The organism is Pseudomonas kuykendallii, from assembly GCF_900106975.1.
Taxonomy (GTDB): domain Bacteria; phylum Pseudomonadota; class Gammaproteobacteria; order Pseudomonadales; family Pseudomonadaceae; genus Pseudomonas_O; species Pseudomonas_O kuykendallii.
Genome location: NZ_FNNU01000002.1, coordinates 456,533 through 471,830 on the forward strand (window position 1 = coordinate 456,533; position 15,298 = coordinate 471,830).

General features: G+C 68.8%; 15 protein-coding genes. 5 read left to right on the forward strand and 10 right to left on the reverse strand.

Annotated features, from left to right (window positions below):
* Positions 1–6: 6 nt before the first annotated feature.
* Positions 7–669, reverse strand: coding sequence for an amino acid ABC transporter permease (locus tag BLV15_RS07300; RefSeq protein WP_090226030.1), 663 nt, complete (start codon positions 667–669; stop codon positions 7–9).
* Positions 670–682: 13 nt separating this feature from the next.
* On the reverse strand, positions 683–1,528 hold the full coding sequence (locus BLV15_RS07305) for a transporter substrate-binding domain-containing protein (protein WP_090226031.1): 846 nt from the start codon (positions 1,526–1,528) through the stop codon (positions 683–685).
* 226 nt (positions 1,529–1,754) lie between these two features.
* Here BLV15_RS07305 and BLV15_RS07310 point away from each other — a divergent pair, with 226 nt between their 5' ends.
* Entirely contained in the window at positions 1,755–2,657 is a 903-nt protein-coding gene (locus BLV15_RS07310) for a LysR substrate-binding domain-containing protein (RefSeq protein WP_090226034.1), read from the forward strand.
* Between the two features lie 183 nt (positions 2,658–2,840).
* On the forward strand, positions 2,841–4,214 hold the full coding sequence (ppnN, locus tag BLV15_RS07315; protein ID WP_090226037.1) for a nucleotide 5'-monophosphate nucleosidase PpnN: 1,374 nt from the start codon (positions 2,841–2,843) through the stop codon (positions 4,212–4,214).
* 143 nt (positions 4,215–4,357) lie between these two features.
* Here the strand turns inward: ppnN and BLV15_RS07320 are convergent, their stop codons facing one another.
* On the reverse strand, positions 4,358–5,308 hold the full coding sequence (locus tag BLV15_RS07320) for a threonine dehydratase (protein WP_090226039.1): 951 nt from the start codon (positions 5,306–5,308) through the stop codon (positions 4,358–4,360).
* A gap of 77 nt (positions 5,309–5,385) precedes the next feature.
* On the opposite strand from BLV15_RS07320, the gene BLV15_RS07325 reads away from it, so the two are divergent.
* Both BLV15_RS07325 and amn read left to right on the forward strand, forming a co-directional pair.
* Positions 5,386–6,720, forward strand: coding sequence for an aminotransferase-like domain-containing protein (locus BLV15_RS07325; RefSeq protein ID WP_090226041.1), 1,335 nt, complete (start codon positions 5,386–5,388; stop codon positions 6,718–6,720).
* 99 nt (positions 6,721–6,819) lie between these two features.
* Positions 6,820–8,295: an AMP nucleosidase gene (amn, locus tag BLV15_RS07330; RefSeq protein WP_090226042.1), complete on the forward strand. Its 1,476-nt coding sequence runs from the start codon at positions 6,820–6,822 to the stop codon at positions 8,293–8,295.
* A 235-nt stretch (positions 8,296–8,530) separates the two neighbouring features.
* Here the strand turns inward: amn and BLV15_RS07335 are convergent, their stop codons facing one another.
* Together BLV15_RS07335 and ahr are read right to left on the reverse strand one after the other, a co-directional pair.
* Positions 8,531–9,031 carry a GNAT family N-acetyltransferase gene (locus BLV15_RS07335; RefSeq protein WP_407072469.1) on the reverse strand — a complete coding sequence of 167 codons (501 nt, stop codon included), beginning with the start codon at positions 9,029–9,031 and terminating at the stop codon, positions 8,531–8,533.
* A 21-nt stretch (positions 9,032–9,052) separates the two neighbouring features.
* On the reverse strand, positions 9,053–10,087 hold the full coding sequence (ahr, locus tag BLV15_RS07340; RefSeq protein ID WP_090226048.1) for an NADPH-dependent aldehyde reductase Ahr: 1,035 nt from the start codon (positions 10,085–10,087) through the stop codon (positions 9,053–9,055).
* A 186-nt stretch (positions 10,088–10,273) separates the two neighbouring features.
* Between ahr and BLV15_RS07345 the strand changes: the two genes are divergently transcribed.
* Entirely contained in the window at positions 10,274–10,843 is a 570-nt protein-coding gene (locus BLV15_RS07345) for a pseudouridine synthase (protein ID WP_175534333.1), read from the forward strand.
* A gap of 187 nt (positions 10,844–11,030) precedes the next feature.
* Here BLV15_RS07345 and BLV15_RS07350 read toward each other — a convergent pair whose 3' ends face one another.
* The 5 genes from BLV15_RS07350 to BLV15_RS07370 form a co-directional block, all read right to left on the reverse strand.
* On the reverse strand, positions 11,031–11,237 hold the full coding sequence (locus tag BLV15_RS07350) for a DUF2788 domain-containing protein (RefSeq protein WP_090226054.1): 207 nt from the start codon (positions 11,235–11,237) through the stop codon (positions 11,031–11,033).
* Between the two features lie 133 nt (positions 11,238–11,370).
* Positions 11,371–11,850 (reverse strand): Lrp/AsnC family transcriptional regulator, encoded by a 480-nt coding sequence (locus tag BLV15_RS07355; protein ID WP_090226057.1) that lies wholly within the window; start codon positions 11,848–11,850, stop codon positions 11,371–11,373.
* 347 nt (positions 11,851–12,197) lie between these two features.
* Positions 12,198–13,730: an FAD-dependent oxidoreductase gene (locus tag BLV15_RS07360; RefSeq protein ID WP_090226059.1), complete on the reverse strand. Its 1,533-nt coding sequence runs from the start codon at positions 13,728–13,730 to the stop codon at positions 12,198–12,200.
* A 66-nt stretch (positions 13,731–13,796) separates the two neighbouring features.
* Positions 13,797–14,690, reverse strand: a complete 894-nt coding sequence (locus BLV15_RS07365; protein WP_090226062.1) for a cation diffusion facilitator family transporter — start codon at positions 14,688–14,690, stop codon at positions 13,797–13,799.
* A gap of 52 nt (positions 14,691–14,742) precedes the next feature.
* Positions 14,743–15,162 carry a polyribonucleotide nucleotidyltransferase gene (locus tag BLV15_RS07370; RefSeq protein WP_090226064.1) on the reverse strand — a complete coding sequence of 140 codons (420 nt, stop codon included), beginning with the start codon at positions 15,160–15,162 and terminating at the stop codon, positions 14,743–14,745.
* Between the last annotated feature and the right edge of the window lie 136 nt (positions 15,163–15,298).

Here is a 15,298-nt window from a genome sequence, read left to right on the forward strand (position 1 = left end):
GCGACCTCAGTGCTGGAAAGGACGTTGCAGGTGGGCGGACAGGCGCCCGGTCAGCGCCGCCAAAACCGCTACCAGGGCCAGGTAGATGACGCAGATCGCGCTGAACATCTCGATCGCGCGAAAGTCCGTGGCGATGCGGTCCACCGCGACGAAGGTCAGCTCCGCCAGGCCGATGGCCTGCAGGTAGGAGGAGTTCTTCAACAGCGAAATCGCCGTGTTGAGCATCGCCGGCAGGCTGGTGCGGAAGGCGATGGGCAGGGCCACCAGGGCGAAGTAATGGATCGGCTTGAGGCTCAGGGCCATGCTCGCCTCGCGCATGCCGTACTCGACGGTGGCCAGGCCGCCGCGCACGTTTTCCACCTGGTAGGCGCCGGCCCACAGCGACAGGCACAGCACCCCCGACCAGAACAGCGAGAGCTCCATGCCGATGGCCGGCAGGCCGTAGAAGATGAAGAACAGCTGCACCAGGATCGGCGTGTTGCGGATCAACTCCACGTACAGGGCGACGAACTGCGCTAGCAGCGGGATCTTCATCACCCGCGCGGCGCCGCCGAGAACACCGATGACCAGCGAGGCGGCGATGGCCAGCAGCGACACCCGCAGGGTCATCAGCACGCCGTCCAGCAGCGCCGGCCATTGCGCCAGCAGGTAGTCGAAATCGAAGTCCATCGGCGGCCGACGCTCAGAGCGCTTCGGCAGGTTTGGCCTGCTCGAAGACGCTCAGGTAGTAGCTCTGGATGTTTTCCGGCACGTACTGCTGGACCCAGACGCGGAACAGTTTTTCCTCGTGCATCCGCGCCACCGCGGCGCTCAGGTAGTCGCGCCAGGCCGCCTCGTTCTTGCGCACGCCGATGGCGGCGTCGGAGATCTGGAACGGCTCGTTGAGCAGGCGCGCATTCTTGTCGTTGTCGGCCACCACGACCAAGGTCGCCGCGTCGTGGGTGTAGGCGTCGGCGCGTCCCTGGCGGAAGGTCTGCAGCGCATCGGCGGCGCTGTTCATGCGCAGGGTCTTCACCTCGGGCATGTGGTCCTCGAACCACTTGGCCTGCACCGAGCCCTTCAGGGTGGCGAGGGTCTTGCCGTTCAGGTCGGTGATCTTCCTGATCGGGCTGTCCTTCTTCACCACCACGTCGCTGGCGCCCCAGCGATAGGGCGTGGTGAAGTCGATGACGCGCTGGCGCTCGGGGGTCACGCCGAGCGTCGCGATCAGGAAGTCGACCTTGCGCCCAAGCAATTGCGGCACCCGGTTCTCGGCGGTGACGCAGGTGAAGGTCACCTTGTCCTTCGAGCCCAACGCCCAGAGCGCGATTTGCCTGGACATCTCCACCTCGACCCCGGCGAACTCGCCGCTTCCATCCTGGAAGCCGTAGGGAGGCTGGTCGCAGCGCACGCCCGCGCGCAGCTGGCCGGCTTCCTTGATGTCATCGGGAACGGCAGGCAGCTCGGCGGCATGCAGCGGCGCCAGCCCCGTCAGGGACACGCAGGAAAAGGCCAATACGGTGCGAAGGGTCTTGAAGGAAAACGACATGGTGCCTCCTGGTCAACGTTCAGCATCGCGTGCACCGGCACGGCGACACATGATTTCAGGGCAGGAACCGAGACGGGACTCGGTGCAAGGGACGGGCTCGTACTTCTCCGGACAGCGCATCCATCTGCGCGGTTGCATCGCTGCCGAGAACAGTTATAAGGCCTCTGGTTCATGCCAACAAATGACAATACAGTGGGGGCTCATACGGAATTGATATGGTCTGGCCATGAATTTCAAACAAGTCGAAGCCTTCCGCGCCGTGATGTTGAGCGGTTCGATGACCGCCGCCGCCGAGTCGCTGCACACCTCGCAACCCAATATCAGCCGGCTGATCGCGCAGCTGGAGCGGCAGAGCGGCTTCCGCCTGTTCGAGCGCCTGGGCGGACGGCTGATGCCCACCGACGAGGGAACGGCGCTGTTCGCCGATGTCGAGCGCGCCTTCATCGGCCTGCACAGCCTGGAGCAGTCGGCACAGAACATCCGCCGCGCCGGCACCGGGCGCCTGCGCATCGCCGCCGTGCCTTCGCTCTCGCTGACGCTGCTGCCGCGGGTGATCCAGCGCTTTCGCGCGGAGAACCCGGACGTGGCGGTCTCGATCCACACCAACGACTCGCCGACGGTCGCGCACTGGGCCGCCTCGCAGTTCTGCGACCTCGGGCTGGCGTCCTATGTGGGCAAGGAGTTTCCTGGCGTGAAAAGCCAGGCCATCTGCGATGTGCCGGGAGTCTGCGTGTTTCCCAAGGGGCATCGGCTGGGCGCTCTCGATTCGGTGGGGCCGGAGGACCTGAAGGGCGAGGAGTTCATTTCGCTGTCGCAGAACGACGGTTCGCGCGCGCGGGTGGACCGGGTGTTCCCGGACGGCAAGGGCCAGCGCAAGCTCAACCTGGAAACGCCCTACGCGGCGACCATCTGCTCGCTCGTCGCGCTCGGCCTGGGCGTGAGCATCGTCAACCCGATGGTGGCGATGGAATACCTGCACCGGGATATCGAGACCCGCCCGTTTCACCCGCAGATTCGCTTCCCGACCTACCTGCTGTTGCCGGTGGACCGGCCGCAGAGCGTGCTGACCCAGCGCTTCGCGCAGTTGATCCACGAAATGCTCACCGCCGCATCGAAGGACTGGCTGTGAAGCGGGCGCCGGCGGGGAATGAAATGGCCGTGCCGGCGTCCAAAGCGCTCGTCCGTGCGAGCCCGCCCGCGAGCCGATCAAAACCGGCCGTGCGCAGGACCCTCCGCTTCAGGTAACGTCATCACATGTCCCCAACCCCTGGTTCCGTCGACTCCGCCGGAATCACGCGCCTCGGAAAGCTCAATGTCCCTACGAAACACGATCAACGCCTCGGTATCGCCCAAGGGCAGCCTGGAAACCCTCTCCCAGCGTGAAGTGCAGCAATTGCGCGAAACCGGCTCCGGCAGCGTGTACGCGCTGTTCCGCCAGTGCGCGTTGGCGATCCTCAACACCGGGTCGCACAGCGACAACGCCAAGACCATCCTTGAGGCCTATCCGGACTTCGAGGTGAAGATCCACCAGCAGGATCGCGGCATTCGCCTGGAGTTGCTCAACGCCCCGGCCGATGCCTTCGTCGATGGCGAGATGATCGCCAGCACCCGCGAGATGCTGTTCAGCGCACTGCGCGACATCGTCTACACGCAGAGCGAACTGGAGAACCAGCGCGTCGACACCGAGACCTCGCAGGGCCTCACCGACTACGTCTTCCACCTGCTGCGCAATGCCCGCACGCTGCGCGCCGGGGTCGAGCCGAAGATCGTCGTGTGCTGGGGCGGGCATTCGATCAGCAGCGAGGAATACAAGTACACCAAACGCGCCGGCCACGAGCTGGGCCTGCGCGGGATGGACATCTGCACCGGCTGCGGCCCCGGCGTGATGAAGGGGCCGATGAAGGGCGCGACCATCTCCCACGCCAAGCAGCGCATCCTCGGGGGTCGCTACCTGGGCCTGACCGAGCCGGGCATCATCGCCGCCGAGGCGCCGAACCCGATCGTCAACGAGCTGGTGATCCTGCCGGACATCGAGAAGCGCCTGGAGGCCTTCGTCCGTGTCGGCCATGGCATCATCATCTTCCCTGGCGGCGCCGGCACGGCGGAGGAATTCCTCTACCTGCTGGGCATCCTCATGCACCCGGACAACGCCGAGCTGCCGTTCCCGCTGATCCTCACCGGGCCGAAGAGCGCCGCGACCTACCTGCAGCAGCTGCACGCGTTCATCGGCGACACCCTCGGCGAGGCGGCGCAGAAACGCTACACGCTGATCGTCAACGACCCGACGGAAGTAGCCCGGCAGATGGCGGCGGGAATCAAGGCGGTCCAGCAGTTCCGTCGCGAGCGCAACGATGCCTTCCACTTCAACTGGCTGCTGAAGATCGACGGCAGCTTCCAGCATCCGTTCGAGCCGACCCACGCCAACATGGCCGGCCTCAACCTGACCCGCAACCAGCCGCTGCACGAGCTGGCCGCCAACCTGCGCCGGGCCTTCTCCGGCATCGTCGCCGGCAACGTCAAGGCCCACGGCATCCGCCTGATCGAGGAACACGGTCCCTACGAGATCAGCGGCGACAAGGACATCATGCAGACCCTCGACCGCCTGCTGCAGGCCTTCGTCGAGCAGCACCGCATGAAGCTGCCGGGCGGCAGCGCCTACGTCCCCTGTTACCGCGTGGTGACCTGAGAGAAGGCTCCGCCGCGCTTTCTTGAACAAGGTCTCCGACGGTACCGCCACAGCATCGGCAGCCTCCGCAGCGCCGGGCGCTTCGCTCCCCTCTCCCGTTCACGGGAGAGGGGCCGGGGGAGAGGGGCTTTACCCGACGCCTATCAGCGAATGATCTCCGCCAGCATCTGCCGGTCGATGTTGGCGCCGCTGAGGATCACCGCGGCGCGGCCGCCGCGGTTGGTCTCGCGTTCCTGCAACAGTGCGGCGAGGGCGGCGGCGCCGGCGCCTTCGGCCAGGTTGTGGGTGTCCTCGTGGAGCACGCGGATCGCCGCGCGGATTTCCTCGTCGTCGACCCGCAGGATGCGCGCGGCGCCGGCGCGGATGATCTCCAGCGCCTCGGCCTGCGGGTCGCGGCAGGCCATGCCGTCGGCGAAGGTCTCGGCACGTTCGGTGCGGCGAATTTCCCCGGCCTCGAAGCTCTGCGCGTAGGCGTCCGCGCCGCGCGCGACGACCCCGACGATCTCGGTGCTTAGGCCGAGCAGGTCGCGGGTGCGGATCAGCCCGCAGATGCCCGAACCCATGCCGATCGGCACGTACACACGGTCCAGCGGCGGCGCCGCCTCGAACAGTTCCAGCGCGTAGGTGGCCACCCCGCGCACCAGGTCCGGGTGCAGCGCGGGCACGAAATGCAGGCCCTCGTCGCGGGCCATTCGCGCGGCCAGCGCGCGGGCTTCGTCGAAGTCGCGGCCCTGCTCGATCACCTCGGCGCCGAACGCGCGCATCGCCGCGTTCTTTTCCCGCGCATTGCCCTCCGGCACCAGGATGCGCAGCGCCAGCCCGGCGTGGCGGGCGGCCAGCGCGAGGCTCTGGCCGTGGTTGCCGCGGGTGGCGGTGATCAGCCCGCGCAGCGCCGGCAACCGGCGGCGCAGGCTGTCGACGTAGACCAGCCCGCCACGCAGCTTGAAGGCCCCGGTGGGGTTGTGGTTCTCGTGCTTGACCCAGACTTCGCAGCCGCTCCGCTCGGCCAGCAACGGCCAGGCGATCTGCGCGGTGGGTGGGACGAGGGGACGGATCAGGTGGGCGGCATCGCGCAGTTGCTGCAGGTCGAACATCGGCTTTCTCCGTGGGTTTGACCCGATGCTACGGTGCGCGCATTGTATGGGTAAATCCTTATATTGCATGGCAGACAATGTGGCTTCCTGAGCTCGATACCGCCAACCAGCCGACCTACCTGGCGCTGGTCGAGGCGATCTCCACGGCGATCCGCAGCGGCGAACTGGCCTGCGGCGCGCGCCTGCCGCCGCAACGGCGGCTGGCCTGGGCGCTCGGCATCAACCCGAGCACGGTGATGCAGGCCTACCGCGAGGCGGCGCGCCGGCACCTGGTCTCCGGCGAGGTCGGCCGTGGCACCTACGTGCTCGCCGACAGCCGCGAGGCGAGCCTGTTCCTGCTCAAGCAGCCGCCGGCCGACAGCGAACGCATCGACCTGTCGACCAACGTGCCGGTGACCGACGCCGACAACCGCGACCTGTCGCAGACCCTCGCCCGGCTGGCCGCGCGCGGCGAGCTCGACGCACTGCAGAGCTATGCGCCGGCGGCCCTGGTGATGCGTGGGCGAATCGCCGCCAGCCACTGGCTGCAGGGGCGCGGCCTGGACTGGCCGGCGTCGCGCGTGCTGCTCTGCGCCGGCGCCCAGCAGGGCGTGTCTGCGGCGCTGCTGTCGCTCTGCGAGGCCGGCGAACCGCTGCTCGCCGAGGCGTTCACCGCGCCCGGCATCAAGGGCGCGGCGCGGCAGTTGCGCCTGCCGCTGCACGGCGTGGCGATGGACCGCCAGGGCATCCTGCCGGAGGACCTGGACCGCCAGGTGCGCGCCACCGGGGCGCGGGTGCTGGTGCTCACGCCGTGCCTGCAGAACCCCACCGGCGCCTGCATGGATGCCGAGCGGCGCGCGCGTGTCGCCGAAGTGATCGAGCGCCACGGCCTGTGGCTGATCGAGGACGACGTGTACGGCGCGCTGAGCGACCAGCCGCCGCTGGCGCAGCGGCTGCCCGAGCGCAGCCTGCTGGTCACCAGTCTGTCGAAGACCGTTTCGCCGGGGCTGCGCCTCGGCGTCATCGCCGGTTCGCCGCAGTTGCTGGCGCGCATCGACCGCGAGGCGCAGGCGACCAACTGGGCGGTCTCGCCGCTGTGCCTGGCGGTCGCCTGCGAGTGGATCGAGGACGGCACCGCGCAGCGGCGTCTCGACTGGCAGCGCGAGGAGGTACGCCAGCGCTGGCGCCTGGCGACGCGCCTGCTCGGCCCGCGGATGCCGCAACAGCCCGCCGCGCCGCACCTGTGGTTGCAGGCAGCGGGCGGCGCGTCGCTGGCGGCGGCCTGTCGCGCGGCCGGGGTCGAGGGCGCGCCGACGGAGGTGTTCGCGGTGGGCCATGCGCCGCTGAATGCCGTGCGCATCAGCTTGGCCGCCGCCCGTAGTCGCACCGAGCTGAAGCGGGCGCTGGAGCGGGTGGTCGAGCACTGGCCGTAGAGGCGCGCTGGCCGTCCCCGGACGAGCGCGCTTGCGAAGCAGCGGCAATCGGTGGCAGCGTGCGGGCATCGCTTCGAATCGCAAGACAAGGAACCCCGCATGACCGATCACGTTGCCGACGAATACGTCGTCGCTTCCACTGCCGAACAGGCGGTCGACCTGCTCACCGAGCTGCACCAGCGCGCCGCGACCTCGCTGAGCCAGGCGCTCAAGCGCTACCTCAAGGAACGCGCCGAGCCCGATGCCGCGCAGCGCGCGCTGTTTCGCTACCCGGAACTGCGCCTGACCTACGCCACCCAGGGCGAGGCGGCGTCCACCACGCGCGCCTACGCCAAGGTTCAGGTGCCGGGCGTGTACCGGGTCACCGTGACCCATCCCGAGGCGTTCCGCGGCTACCTGCTCGACCAGTTACGCCCGCTGATGAGCGACTACACGCTGCGCGTCGAGGTCGGCTCCAGCGCGCAGAACATCCCCTATCCCTACGTCGTCGAGCAGGGCGACGAGCTGGCCGGCAGCGGGGTGACCGCCGCCGAACTGGCGCGGGTGTTCCCCAGCACCGACCTGTCCGCCGCCACCGACTCGGTGGCCGACGGCCTCTACGACTGGACCGACACCGAGGCGCTGCCGCTGTCGCTGTTCGACGCCGCGCGCACCGACTTCTCGCTCAAGCGCATCCAGCACTACACCGGCAGCGACTGGCGCCACGTGCAACCGTGGATTCTGCTGACCAACTATCACCGCTACGTCGACCAGTTCATCCGCCACGGTCTCGAGCAACTGCGCGACGATCCGCGCTTCGTGCGCATGGTGCTGCCGGGCAACGTGATCATCGAACGCGGCACGCCCGAGGAGGACGCCCAGGCGGTGGCCGACGCGGTGGTCTGGCACCGCTACCAGATGCCGGCCTACCACCTGATCGCCAGCGACGGCCACGGCGTGACCCTGGTGAACATCGGGGTCGGCCCCTCCAACGCGAAGAACATCACCGACCACCTCGCCGTGTTGCGCCCGCACTGCTGGCTGATGATCGGCCACTGCGGCGGCCTGCGGCAGTCGCAGACCATCGGCGACTACGTGCTGGCGCATGCCTACATGCGCCGCGACGGCATCCTCGACCGCGTGGTGCCGCCGCACATCCCGATCCCGGCGCTGGCCGAGGTGCAGCAGGCGCTGCAGGAGGCCGCGGCGCAAGTCACCGGCGACAAGGGCGAAGCGCTCAAGCGACGCCTGCGCACCGGCACCGTGCTGACCTACGACGACCGCAACTGGGAGCTGCACTGGGCCCACGAGCGGGCGCTGATCAACCTCTCGCGGGCGGTGGCGGTGGACATGGAAAGCGGCACCATCGCCGCCCAGGGCTACCGGCTGCGGGTGCCCTACGGCACGCTGCTGTGCGTCTCCGACAAGCCGCTGCACAGCGAGATCAAGCTGCCCGGCGCGGCCGGCGCGTTCTACGAACGCGCGGTCAGCCAGCACCTGAAGATCGGCATCGCCGCGCTCGACCTGCTGCGCAGCCAGCTCGACTCGCTGCACTCGCGCAAACTGCGCAGCTTCGACGAGCCGCCGTTCCGCTGAGCGGAGTTCGGCGAGACCCCATCCGGTGGGTTACGGCGCGACCCATCGCGGATGTCCGCAGCCGCACCGTGCGCCTAACCCACCCTACGAAATCGGTTCCAGCCCGACCGTAGGGTGGGCTTCAGCCCACCGAGCGGCGTTCGGCGAGACTGCGTCCGGTGGGTTACGGCGCGGGGCATCGCGGATGTCCGCAGCCGCACAGCGCGCCTCACCCACCCTGCGAAACTGAGTCGCCTCAGCGTGCGGGGCGAACCGGCGCGTCGAGGCGCAGATGCAGGATCGGGAAGGGCCGCCCGCCGCCGTCCAGCGGCGAACGGCCTGCGACGACGAACCCCTGGCTCAGGTAGAACCCCAGCGCGCGGGGGTTCTGTTCGTTGACGTCGACCTCGGTCGCGCCCAGGCGTTCGATGGCGTCGCGCAGCAATGCCGTGCCGATGCCATGGCCGTGCACACGCGGGTCGACGAAAAGCATCTCCACCTTGCCCTCGGCATAACCGAGAAAACCGGCGACTCGGCCATCCGCGGCACGGATGCAGCTCAAGCGCAGCTGCGGGAAGTACTGCCCGATCAACAGCGGCTTGAGCAACTGGATGTCGGCCTCGTCGAGAAAGTCATGGGTGGCGCGCACCGCGGCCTCCCAGACCTCGAGCATGTGCGGGAAGTCGTCGGCGGCGGGCGTTTCGATCGGGTTCGGCATGGCGTGCAACGCAGGGTGGAAAACAAGGGGGCGGATCATGCCGCGGTCCGCCTCCTTCTGTCATTTGCTGGCGTCGAGCACCACGCGGTAGCGCGCCTTGCCGGCGCGCAGGTGGTCGATGGCGGCGTTCACCTGGCTCATCGGGAAGTGCTCGACCTGCGGCACGATGCCGTGGCGGGCGCAGAATTCCAGCATGCTGGCCATGGTCGCCGGCGACCCGACCGGCGAGCCGGAAAGGCTCTTCTGCTGCGGGATCAGGCTGAACACGTGTACCGGGATGGCGCTGGGCACGATGCCGACGAAGTGCAGGCGACCCTTGGCGTTGAGCGTACCGAGCAGGGCGTTCCAATCCAGGTCGGCGCTGGCGGTGACCAGCAGGAAGTCCAGGCTGCCCGCGATCGCCTTCATCGCCTGGCTGTCGGTGGAGGCCACCACCTTGTGCGCGCCCAGGCGCTGCGCTTCTTCCTGCTTGCTCAGCGACGAGGTGAACGCCGTGACTTCGCAGCCCCAGGCGTTGAGGAAGCGCAGCGCCAGGTGGCCGAGGCCGCCGATGCCGACCACGCCGACGCGGTCGGTGGGCTTCACGCCGAACTCCAGCAGCGGGCTGAAGACCGTGGAGCCGGCGCAGAACAGCGGGCCGGCGAGGCTCGGGTCGAGACTGTCGGGCAGGGCGATGGCCCAGGCCCAGTGCGCACGCACCCGGTCGGCGAAGCCGCCGTTGCTGCCGACGATGGTCGGTTTCACCGTGCGGCAGAGCTGGTGCGAGCCCTCCATGCACGAGCTGCAGTGCATGCAGCTGCCCTTGTACCAGCCGATGCCGACGCGCTGGCCGAGCTTCAAGCCGCGGGTCTGCTCGCCGAGACGGACGACGGTGCCGACCACTTCGTGTCCGGGCACGAACGGATAGCGCGCGTTGCCCCACTCGTTGTCGATCATCGACTGGTCGGAATGGCAGATGCCGCAGTATTCCACGGCGACTTCGACGTCCTCGGCGCCCAGCGGGCCGGGGCTGAATTCATGGCGTTGCAGCGGCTCGCCGGCGGCCATCGCGGCCCAGCCGGTGAAGGTGTCGAGTACGGATTCGGAAGTGCTCATGCCAGGACCTCGCGGTGGATTGGAACGTCCGGGGGAGCATAGCCGGCCGCCGGCAGGACGGGGCAGCACAATAAGCGGCGGCAATGGTCGGGGCGTGCCTCGGTTACACTGCGCGTCCCTTAGCCCCCTGGAATGTGCATGCCTCGCGCGCCCCGCCCGCCCCAATCGCGCTCGAATCCCCGACGGGTGGCCAAGGCGCCGCCCGCCGAGCCGCGCCTGATCCTGCTGAACAAGCCGTTCGACGTGCTCACCCAGTTCCAGGACGAAGCCGGCCGCGCGACCCTGAAGGATTTCGTCCAGGTGCCCGGCGTGTACCCGGCCGGTCGCCTGGATCGTGACAGCGAAGGCCTGCTGCTGCTGACCAACGACGGCCGCCTGCAGGCGCGCATCGCCGATCCGCGGCACAAGCTGGCGAAGACCTACTGGGTGCAGGTGGAGGGCGAGCCGGGCGAGGAGCAGCTGCAGCGTCTGCGCGACGGCGTTGCGCTGAACGATGGTCCCACGCTGCCGGCCGAGGCGCGGCGCCTCGACGAGCCGACGCTGTGGGAGCGCCATCCGCCGGTACGTTTTCGCAAGAGTGTGCCCACCGCCTGGCTCGAACTGGTGATCCGCGAGGGGCGCAATCGCCAGGTCCGGCGGATGACCGCGGCGGTCGGCCTGCCGACCCTCAGGCTGGTGCGCGTGCGGATCGGCGAGTGGACGCTGGACGGGCTGCAGCCCGGCGAGTGGAAAGATTTGCCGCTGCCGAAGGCCTGAGCGTGCCGGCGGTGCGCGCGGGGCGCACCCTATGTGAGGCCTGGCGAACCGACGTAGGGTGCGCCATGCGCACCAAGGGCCAGAACGCTCCGTCGAGGCCACGACCCTCGGAGCGCACCCGGGCAAGCCGCCCACGGATAGCGAAACGCACACGCACAACTGTAGGGTGCGCCATGCGCACCGGGGGCTAGAAGCCGCCTTCGAGACCGGCGACCACCAGCGATTTGATCAGGAATCCGGCGACGCCCAGGCCCAGGGCGAGGAACAGGATCATGGTGCCGAAACGTCCAGCCTTGGACTTCTTAGCCAGGTCCCAGACGATGAAGGCCATGAATGCGATCAGCGCCGTGACCAGGCTGTACATCATTATTTCTTCGAACAGTTCGGGTTGCATCGGGATCTCCGGGAGGTGTGCCTCGCCCGCGCCCGGCAGGCGCGGCGCCTGGCGCGCGGCCGGCGCAACGCGTCAAGGACCACACCGGCACGGCGAAGCGCGGCGATTATACGGCAAGCCCGCGGTCATCGGCTCAGCCGCGCAGATGGCCCAGCGGCAGCTCGGTGCTGCCGAGCACCTGATCGAGCACGAAGGCGGAGCGCACGCTGGTGACGCCTTCGATGCGGGTGAGCTGCCCGAGCAGGAATTTCTGGTAGTGCTCCATGTCCTGCACCACCACCTTGAGCTGGTAGTCGGCGTCCATCCCGGTGACCAGGCTGCATTCGAGCACCTCCGGGCACTTGCGGATGATGTCCTGGAAATGCTCGAAGCGCTCCGGCGTGTGCCGGTCCATGCCGACCTGCACGTAGGCGGTCAGCGTCAGGCCGAGCTTCTTGCGATCCAGCAGTGCCACTTGGCGGCTGATGTAGCCGTCGTCCTCCAGTTGCTTGACGCGCCTCGAACAGGGCGACGGCGACAGGCCGATGCGCTCGGCCAGCTCCTGATTGGAGATGCGCGCGTCGCGCTGCAATTCGGCGAGGATGCGCAGGTCGTAGCGGTCCAGCTTGTCCATTTTTCTTGGGCTCTTAGGTTTTATTGCTGGCGATCATGCATGTGCGAGCTTTGATTGCGCAAGTAGTGGCGAAATGGGCAATTTTAGCAATCACCTGTCGCCGCCGCGGGCGTACGCTTTACCTCAGTTTCAAGGCCCGGACGAAATGTCCATCCGGCCCGCTCAATCAGGCGGGTTGGCGCCGACGGTCCCACCGGGCCGCTCTGGCACCCGGGTCCGCACTGCCCAACCAGGCGGGCGACGAAAGCGGCGATATCCTCGCCAGTACCGGACGCGCAGTAAAAGGGGGAAGACCGGACGGTCTTCCCCCTTTTGTTTGGGCGGCGTTCGGGACGAAACCTTCGCCCTCAGTCCGGATTCGCGCGAATCAGCCGCAGCGCCTCGTCCACGCCGAGCGGCTGGCGCATGCGTTCGGCCAGCAGGGCCATGGCCCGTTGGCGCTCGCAGCCGACGGCAGCGGCAACCCAGTCGCCCTGGCGCAGCAGGGCGATGAACTCGAAGCGTTCCGGTTCCCCCTCGTAGACCACTTCATCCCAGCGCTCGGCATGGCCGAGGTAATCGATGCGCTTGCCGAAGTGGAAGGTCCAGAAGAACGGCACGTCGCGGTAGCGCACGTCGCCCCCGAGCATGTTCTGCGCGGCGATGCGCGCGTGCTGCTGCGCCAGGCGCCAGTGCTCGATGCGCGTCGGCTCGCCTGCGTAGGGGAAGCGCGCGATGTCGCCGGCCGCCCACAGCCCGTCGGCGGCGCGCATGCCGGCGTCGACCGGCAGTGCGCCATCCTCGTCGAGCAGGGCATCATCGAGCATCGCGGTGACCGGGCTGACGCCCACGCCGAGCAGCACCAGCTCGGCCGGCAGCTGTTCGCCGTTGTCCAGCAGCACGCCGTGCACCCGCTCGTCGCCGTCGAAGCGCAGCACCTTGGCGCCGCGGTGGAAGATCACCCCGTTGTCCTCGTGCAACTGGCCGATGGCCGCGCCGATGCGTTCGCCGAACGCGCTGGCGAAGGACACCCGATGGCGCGCGATGACGCTTACCACCAGGCCGCGCTGGCGCAATGCCGACGCGGCTTCCAGGCCGATGAAACTGTCGCCGACGATCACCGCGCGGGTGCCCGGCCGCGCCGCCTGCAGGATGGCCTCGGCGTCCTCGCGCGAGCGCAGCAGGAGCACGTTGTCCAGGGTTGCGCCCGGCAGCGGCAGGCGTTGCGGCTCGCCGCCGGTGGCCAACAGCGCGGCGTCGTAGTCGAAGTGGCGGCCATCGAGCAGGCTGGCGCGGCGCGCCACGGCGTCCAGCTGCACGACTTCACCGTGGATGCGCTGGATGTCCTGTTCGGCGAAGAACGTCTCGTCGCGCAGCGCCGGCACCTCGGCGGGCGGCACCTCGCCGGAGAGGACGAATTTGCTCAGCGCGGTGCGGTCGTAGCCGGGTCGCCGTTCCCGGTCGATCAGCAAGAGTTCGCCGGCGAAACCCTTCTCGCGCAGTGCCGCGGCAGCGGCGGTGCCGGCCGCCCCGGCGCCGATGATGATGAAGCGGCGTGCGTCCTCGGCGGGTTCGGCCGACGTTTCCGCCAGCGCCTGGCTGCCGACGCGCACCTCCCCGTCGACCACCTCTACCGGATAGCGCTTCAGGCCATCGAGGGCCGGCGGCTCGCAGAGGCTGCCGTCGGCCACGGCGAAGGCCGCCTTGTGCCAGGGGCAGGTCAGCCGGCCGTTGCACACCGCGCCCTGGTCCAGCGGCGCGCCGGCATGCGGGCACTCGGCCTGGTAGGCGTGCACCGTCTCGCCGGTGCGCAGCAGGAGGACCTTGGTTTCGCCGATTTCGACGCGTGTGCCTCGGTCCTCGCGCAGGTCGGCGAGGCGGGCGACGGGATGGAGCGACATGGGCTTCCCCTCAGCGGGCGTTCTCATCAGGTATGCCTGTTTGGAGTCCGCCCGCGTCGGAGGGGTTCAGTGCCGCCGGTAGCGCGCGGCGTTCGGCGGGTCGGCGTGAACCAGCACCTCGGCGCGCGGAAACTCCTGACGGATCGCCGCTTCGGCCTGGTCGCAGAGCGCATGGCCTTCGTCCAGCGACAGCCCACCGGGCAGCTCCAGGTGCAACTGGACGAACCAGTGGGTGCCGGACATCCGCGTGCGCAGGTCGTGGGTGCCGAGCACGCCGGGCACCGCGCAGGCCAGGTCGTGCATGCGCTGGCTGATCTCGACCGGCAGTTCCTCGTCCATCAGCACCGAACAGGCGCCGCGGATGATGCTCGTGGCGCTGTAGAGGATGTACGCGGCGATGCCCAGCCCGAACAGCGCATCTGCCCGGTGCAGGCCGGCCTGGGCAAGTAGCAGCGCGGCGAGGATGCTGCCGTTGAGCAGCAGGTCGGAACGGTAGTGCAGGGCGTCCGCGGTGATCGCGGTGGAGCCGGTGACCTCCACCACGTGCCGCTGGAAGCGCAGCAGGGCGAGCGTCGCCAGCAGCGACACGACGATCACCGCCAGCCCCGCCCCGGTGGCTTCCAACGGATGGGGATCGGCGAGGCGCTGGACGCCCTGATAGCCGACGAAGACCGCGCTGGCGCCGATGAACACGCCCTGGCCGAGCCCGGCCAGCGCCTCGGCCTTGCCGTGGCCGTAGCGGTGGTTGTCGTCCGCCGGACGCAGCGCATAGGCGACGGCGAGCAGGTTCAGCAGCGAGGCGGCGCCGTCGAGCAGCGAGTCGGTGAGCCCGGCGAGCAGGCTCACCGAACCGCTGAACCACCAGGCGACGGCCTTGGCGAGGGCCAGCGACAGCGCCACGGCGAGCGCGGCGCGGGTCGCCAGTCGCATCAGCCGGGCATGCTGGGGGTCGATGATCATCGGCGTTCGATCGGTGAAGGGGCGACCCGCCGCAGCGGGGCTCGCAGGCGCATCACGCGGCCGGGCGCAGGCCGTAGGCGGCCAGTTGTTCGAGGCTGCCGCTGTGCTGGATCAGGCGCGGGTCGTCGAGCGGCAGAGTGCGGCCGGTTTCGCGGGCGATGATCGCCTTGAGCTTCTGCTTGTCGACGCTGCCGTCGGCGCTGATCGCGTCCTGCAGTTTTTCCGGCGCCACCGAGTAGTGCTCGTTCGGTGCCAGGTAGATCGCGCCGGTGGCGAAGTCGATGCCGAAGGCGATCAGCCCGGGGATCACGTAGAAGAGAATGCCGACGGCGTCGAGCGCGGCGACCAGTGGATCGATCCGGCCTTCGATCTGGCCACGGCGGTCGGGGAAGAACAGGGTGCCGCAGGCGCTGAGCTGGGTGAGCAGGGTAACGGCGAGAGCGCCGCCGATGATGCGGTTACGCATGAGCATGAAGGACCTCCAGGGAAAGCAGTGCGCCACTATATCAAGCGCCGGGGGGCGTTTTCCGCAGGCCGTACAAAGGTTTTTCTGCAACCTGTGTCGCCCCCTGTGAGACCGCGTCGGCGCGCCGGCGTTTCTTCGCCGG

Coding starts and splice junctions, on each gene's coding strand:
- BLV15_RS07300 (WP_090226030.1), bottom strand. CDS start 669: ATGGACTTCGATTTCGACTACCTGCTGGCGCAATGGCCGGCGCTGCTG.
- BLV15_RS07305 (WP_090226031.1), bottom strand. CDS start 1,528: ATGTCGTTTTCCTTCAAGACCCTTCGCACCGTATTGGCCTTTTCCTGC.
- BLV15_RS07310 (WP_090226034.1), top strand. CDS start 1,755: ATGAATTTCAAACAAGTCGAAGCCTTCCGCGCCGTGATGTTGAGCGGT.
- ppnN (WP_090226037.1), top strand. CDS start 2,841: ATGTCCCTACGAAACACGATCAACGCCTCGGTATCGCCCAAGGGCAGC.
- BLV15_RS07320 (WP_090226039.1), bottom strand. CDS start 5,308: ATGTTCGACCTGCAGCAACTGCGCGATGCCGCCCACCTGATCCGTCCC.
- BLV15_RS07325 (WP_090226041.1), top strand. CDS start 5,386: ATGTGGCTTCCTGAGCTCGATACCGCCAACCAGCCGACCTACCTGGCG.
- amn (WP_090226042.1), top strand. CDS start 6,820: ATGACCGATCACGTTGCCGACGAATACGTCGTCGCTTCCACTGCCGAA.
- BLV15_RS07335 (WP_407072469.1), bottom strand. CDS start 9,031: ATGATCCGCCCCCTTGTTTTCCACCCTGCGTTGCACGCCATGCCGAAC.
- ahr (WP_090226048.1), bottom strand. CDS start 10,087: ATGAGCACTTCCGAATCCGTACTCGACACCTTCACCGGCTGGGCCGCG.
- BLV15_RS07350 (WP_090226054.1), bottom strand. CDS start 11,237: ATGCAACCCGAACTGTTCGAAGAAATAATGATGTACAGCCTGGTCACG.
- BLV15_RS07355 (WP_090226057.1), bottom strand. CDS start 11,850: ATGGACAAGCTGGACCGCTACGACCTGCGCATCCTCGCCGAATTGCAG.
- BLV15_RS07360 (WP_090226059.1), bottom strand. CDS start 13,730: ATGTCGCTCCATCCCGTCGCCCGCCTCGCCGACCTGCGCGAGGACCGA.
- BLV15_RS07365 (WP_090226062.1), bottom strand. CDS start 14,690: ATGATCATCGACCCCCAGCATGCCCGGCTGATGCGACTGGCGACCCGC.
- BLV15_RS07370 (WP_090226064.1), bottom strand. CDS start 15,162: ATGCTCATGCGTAACCGCATCATCGGCGGCGCTCTCGCCGTTACCCTG.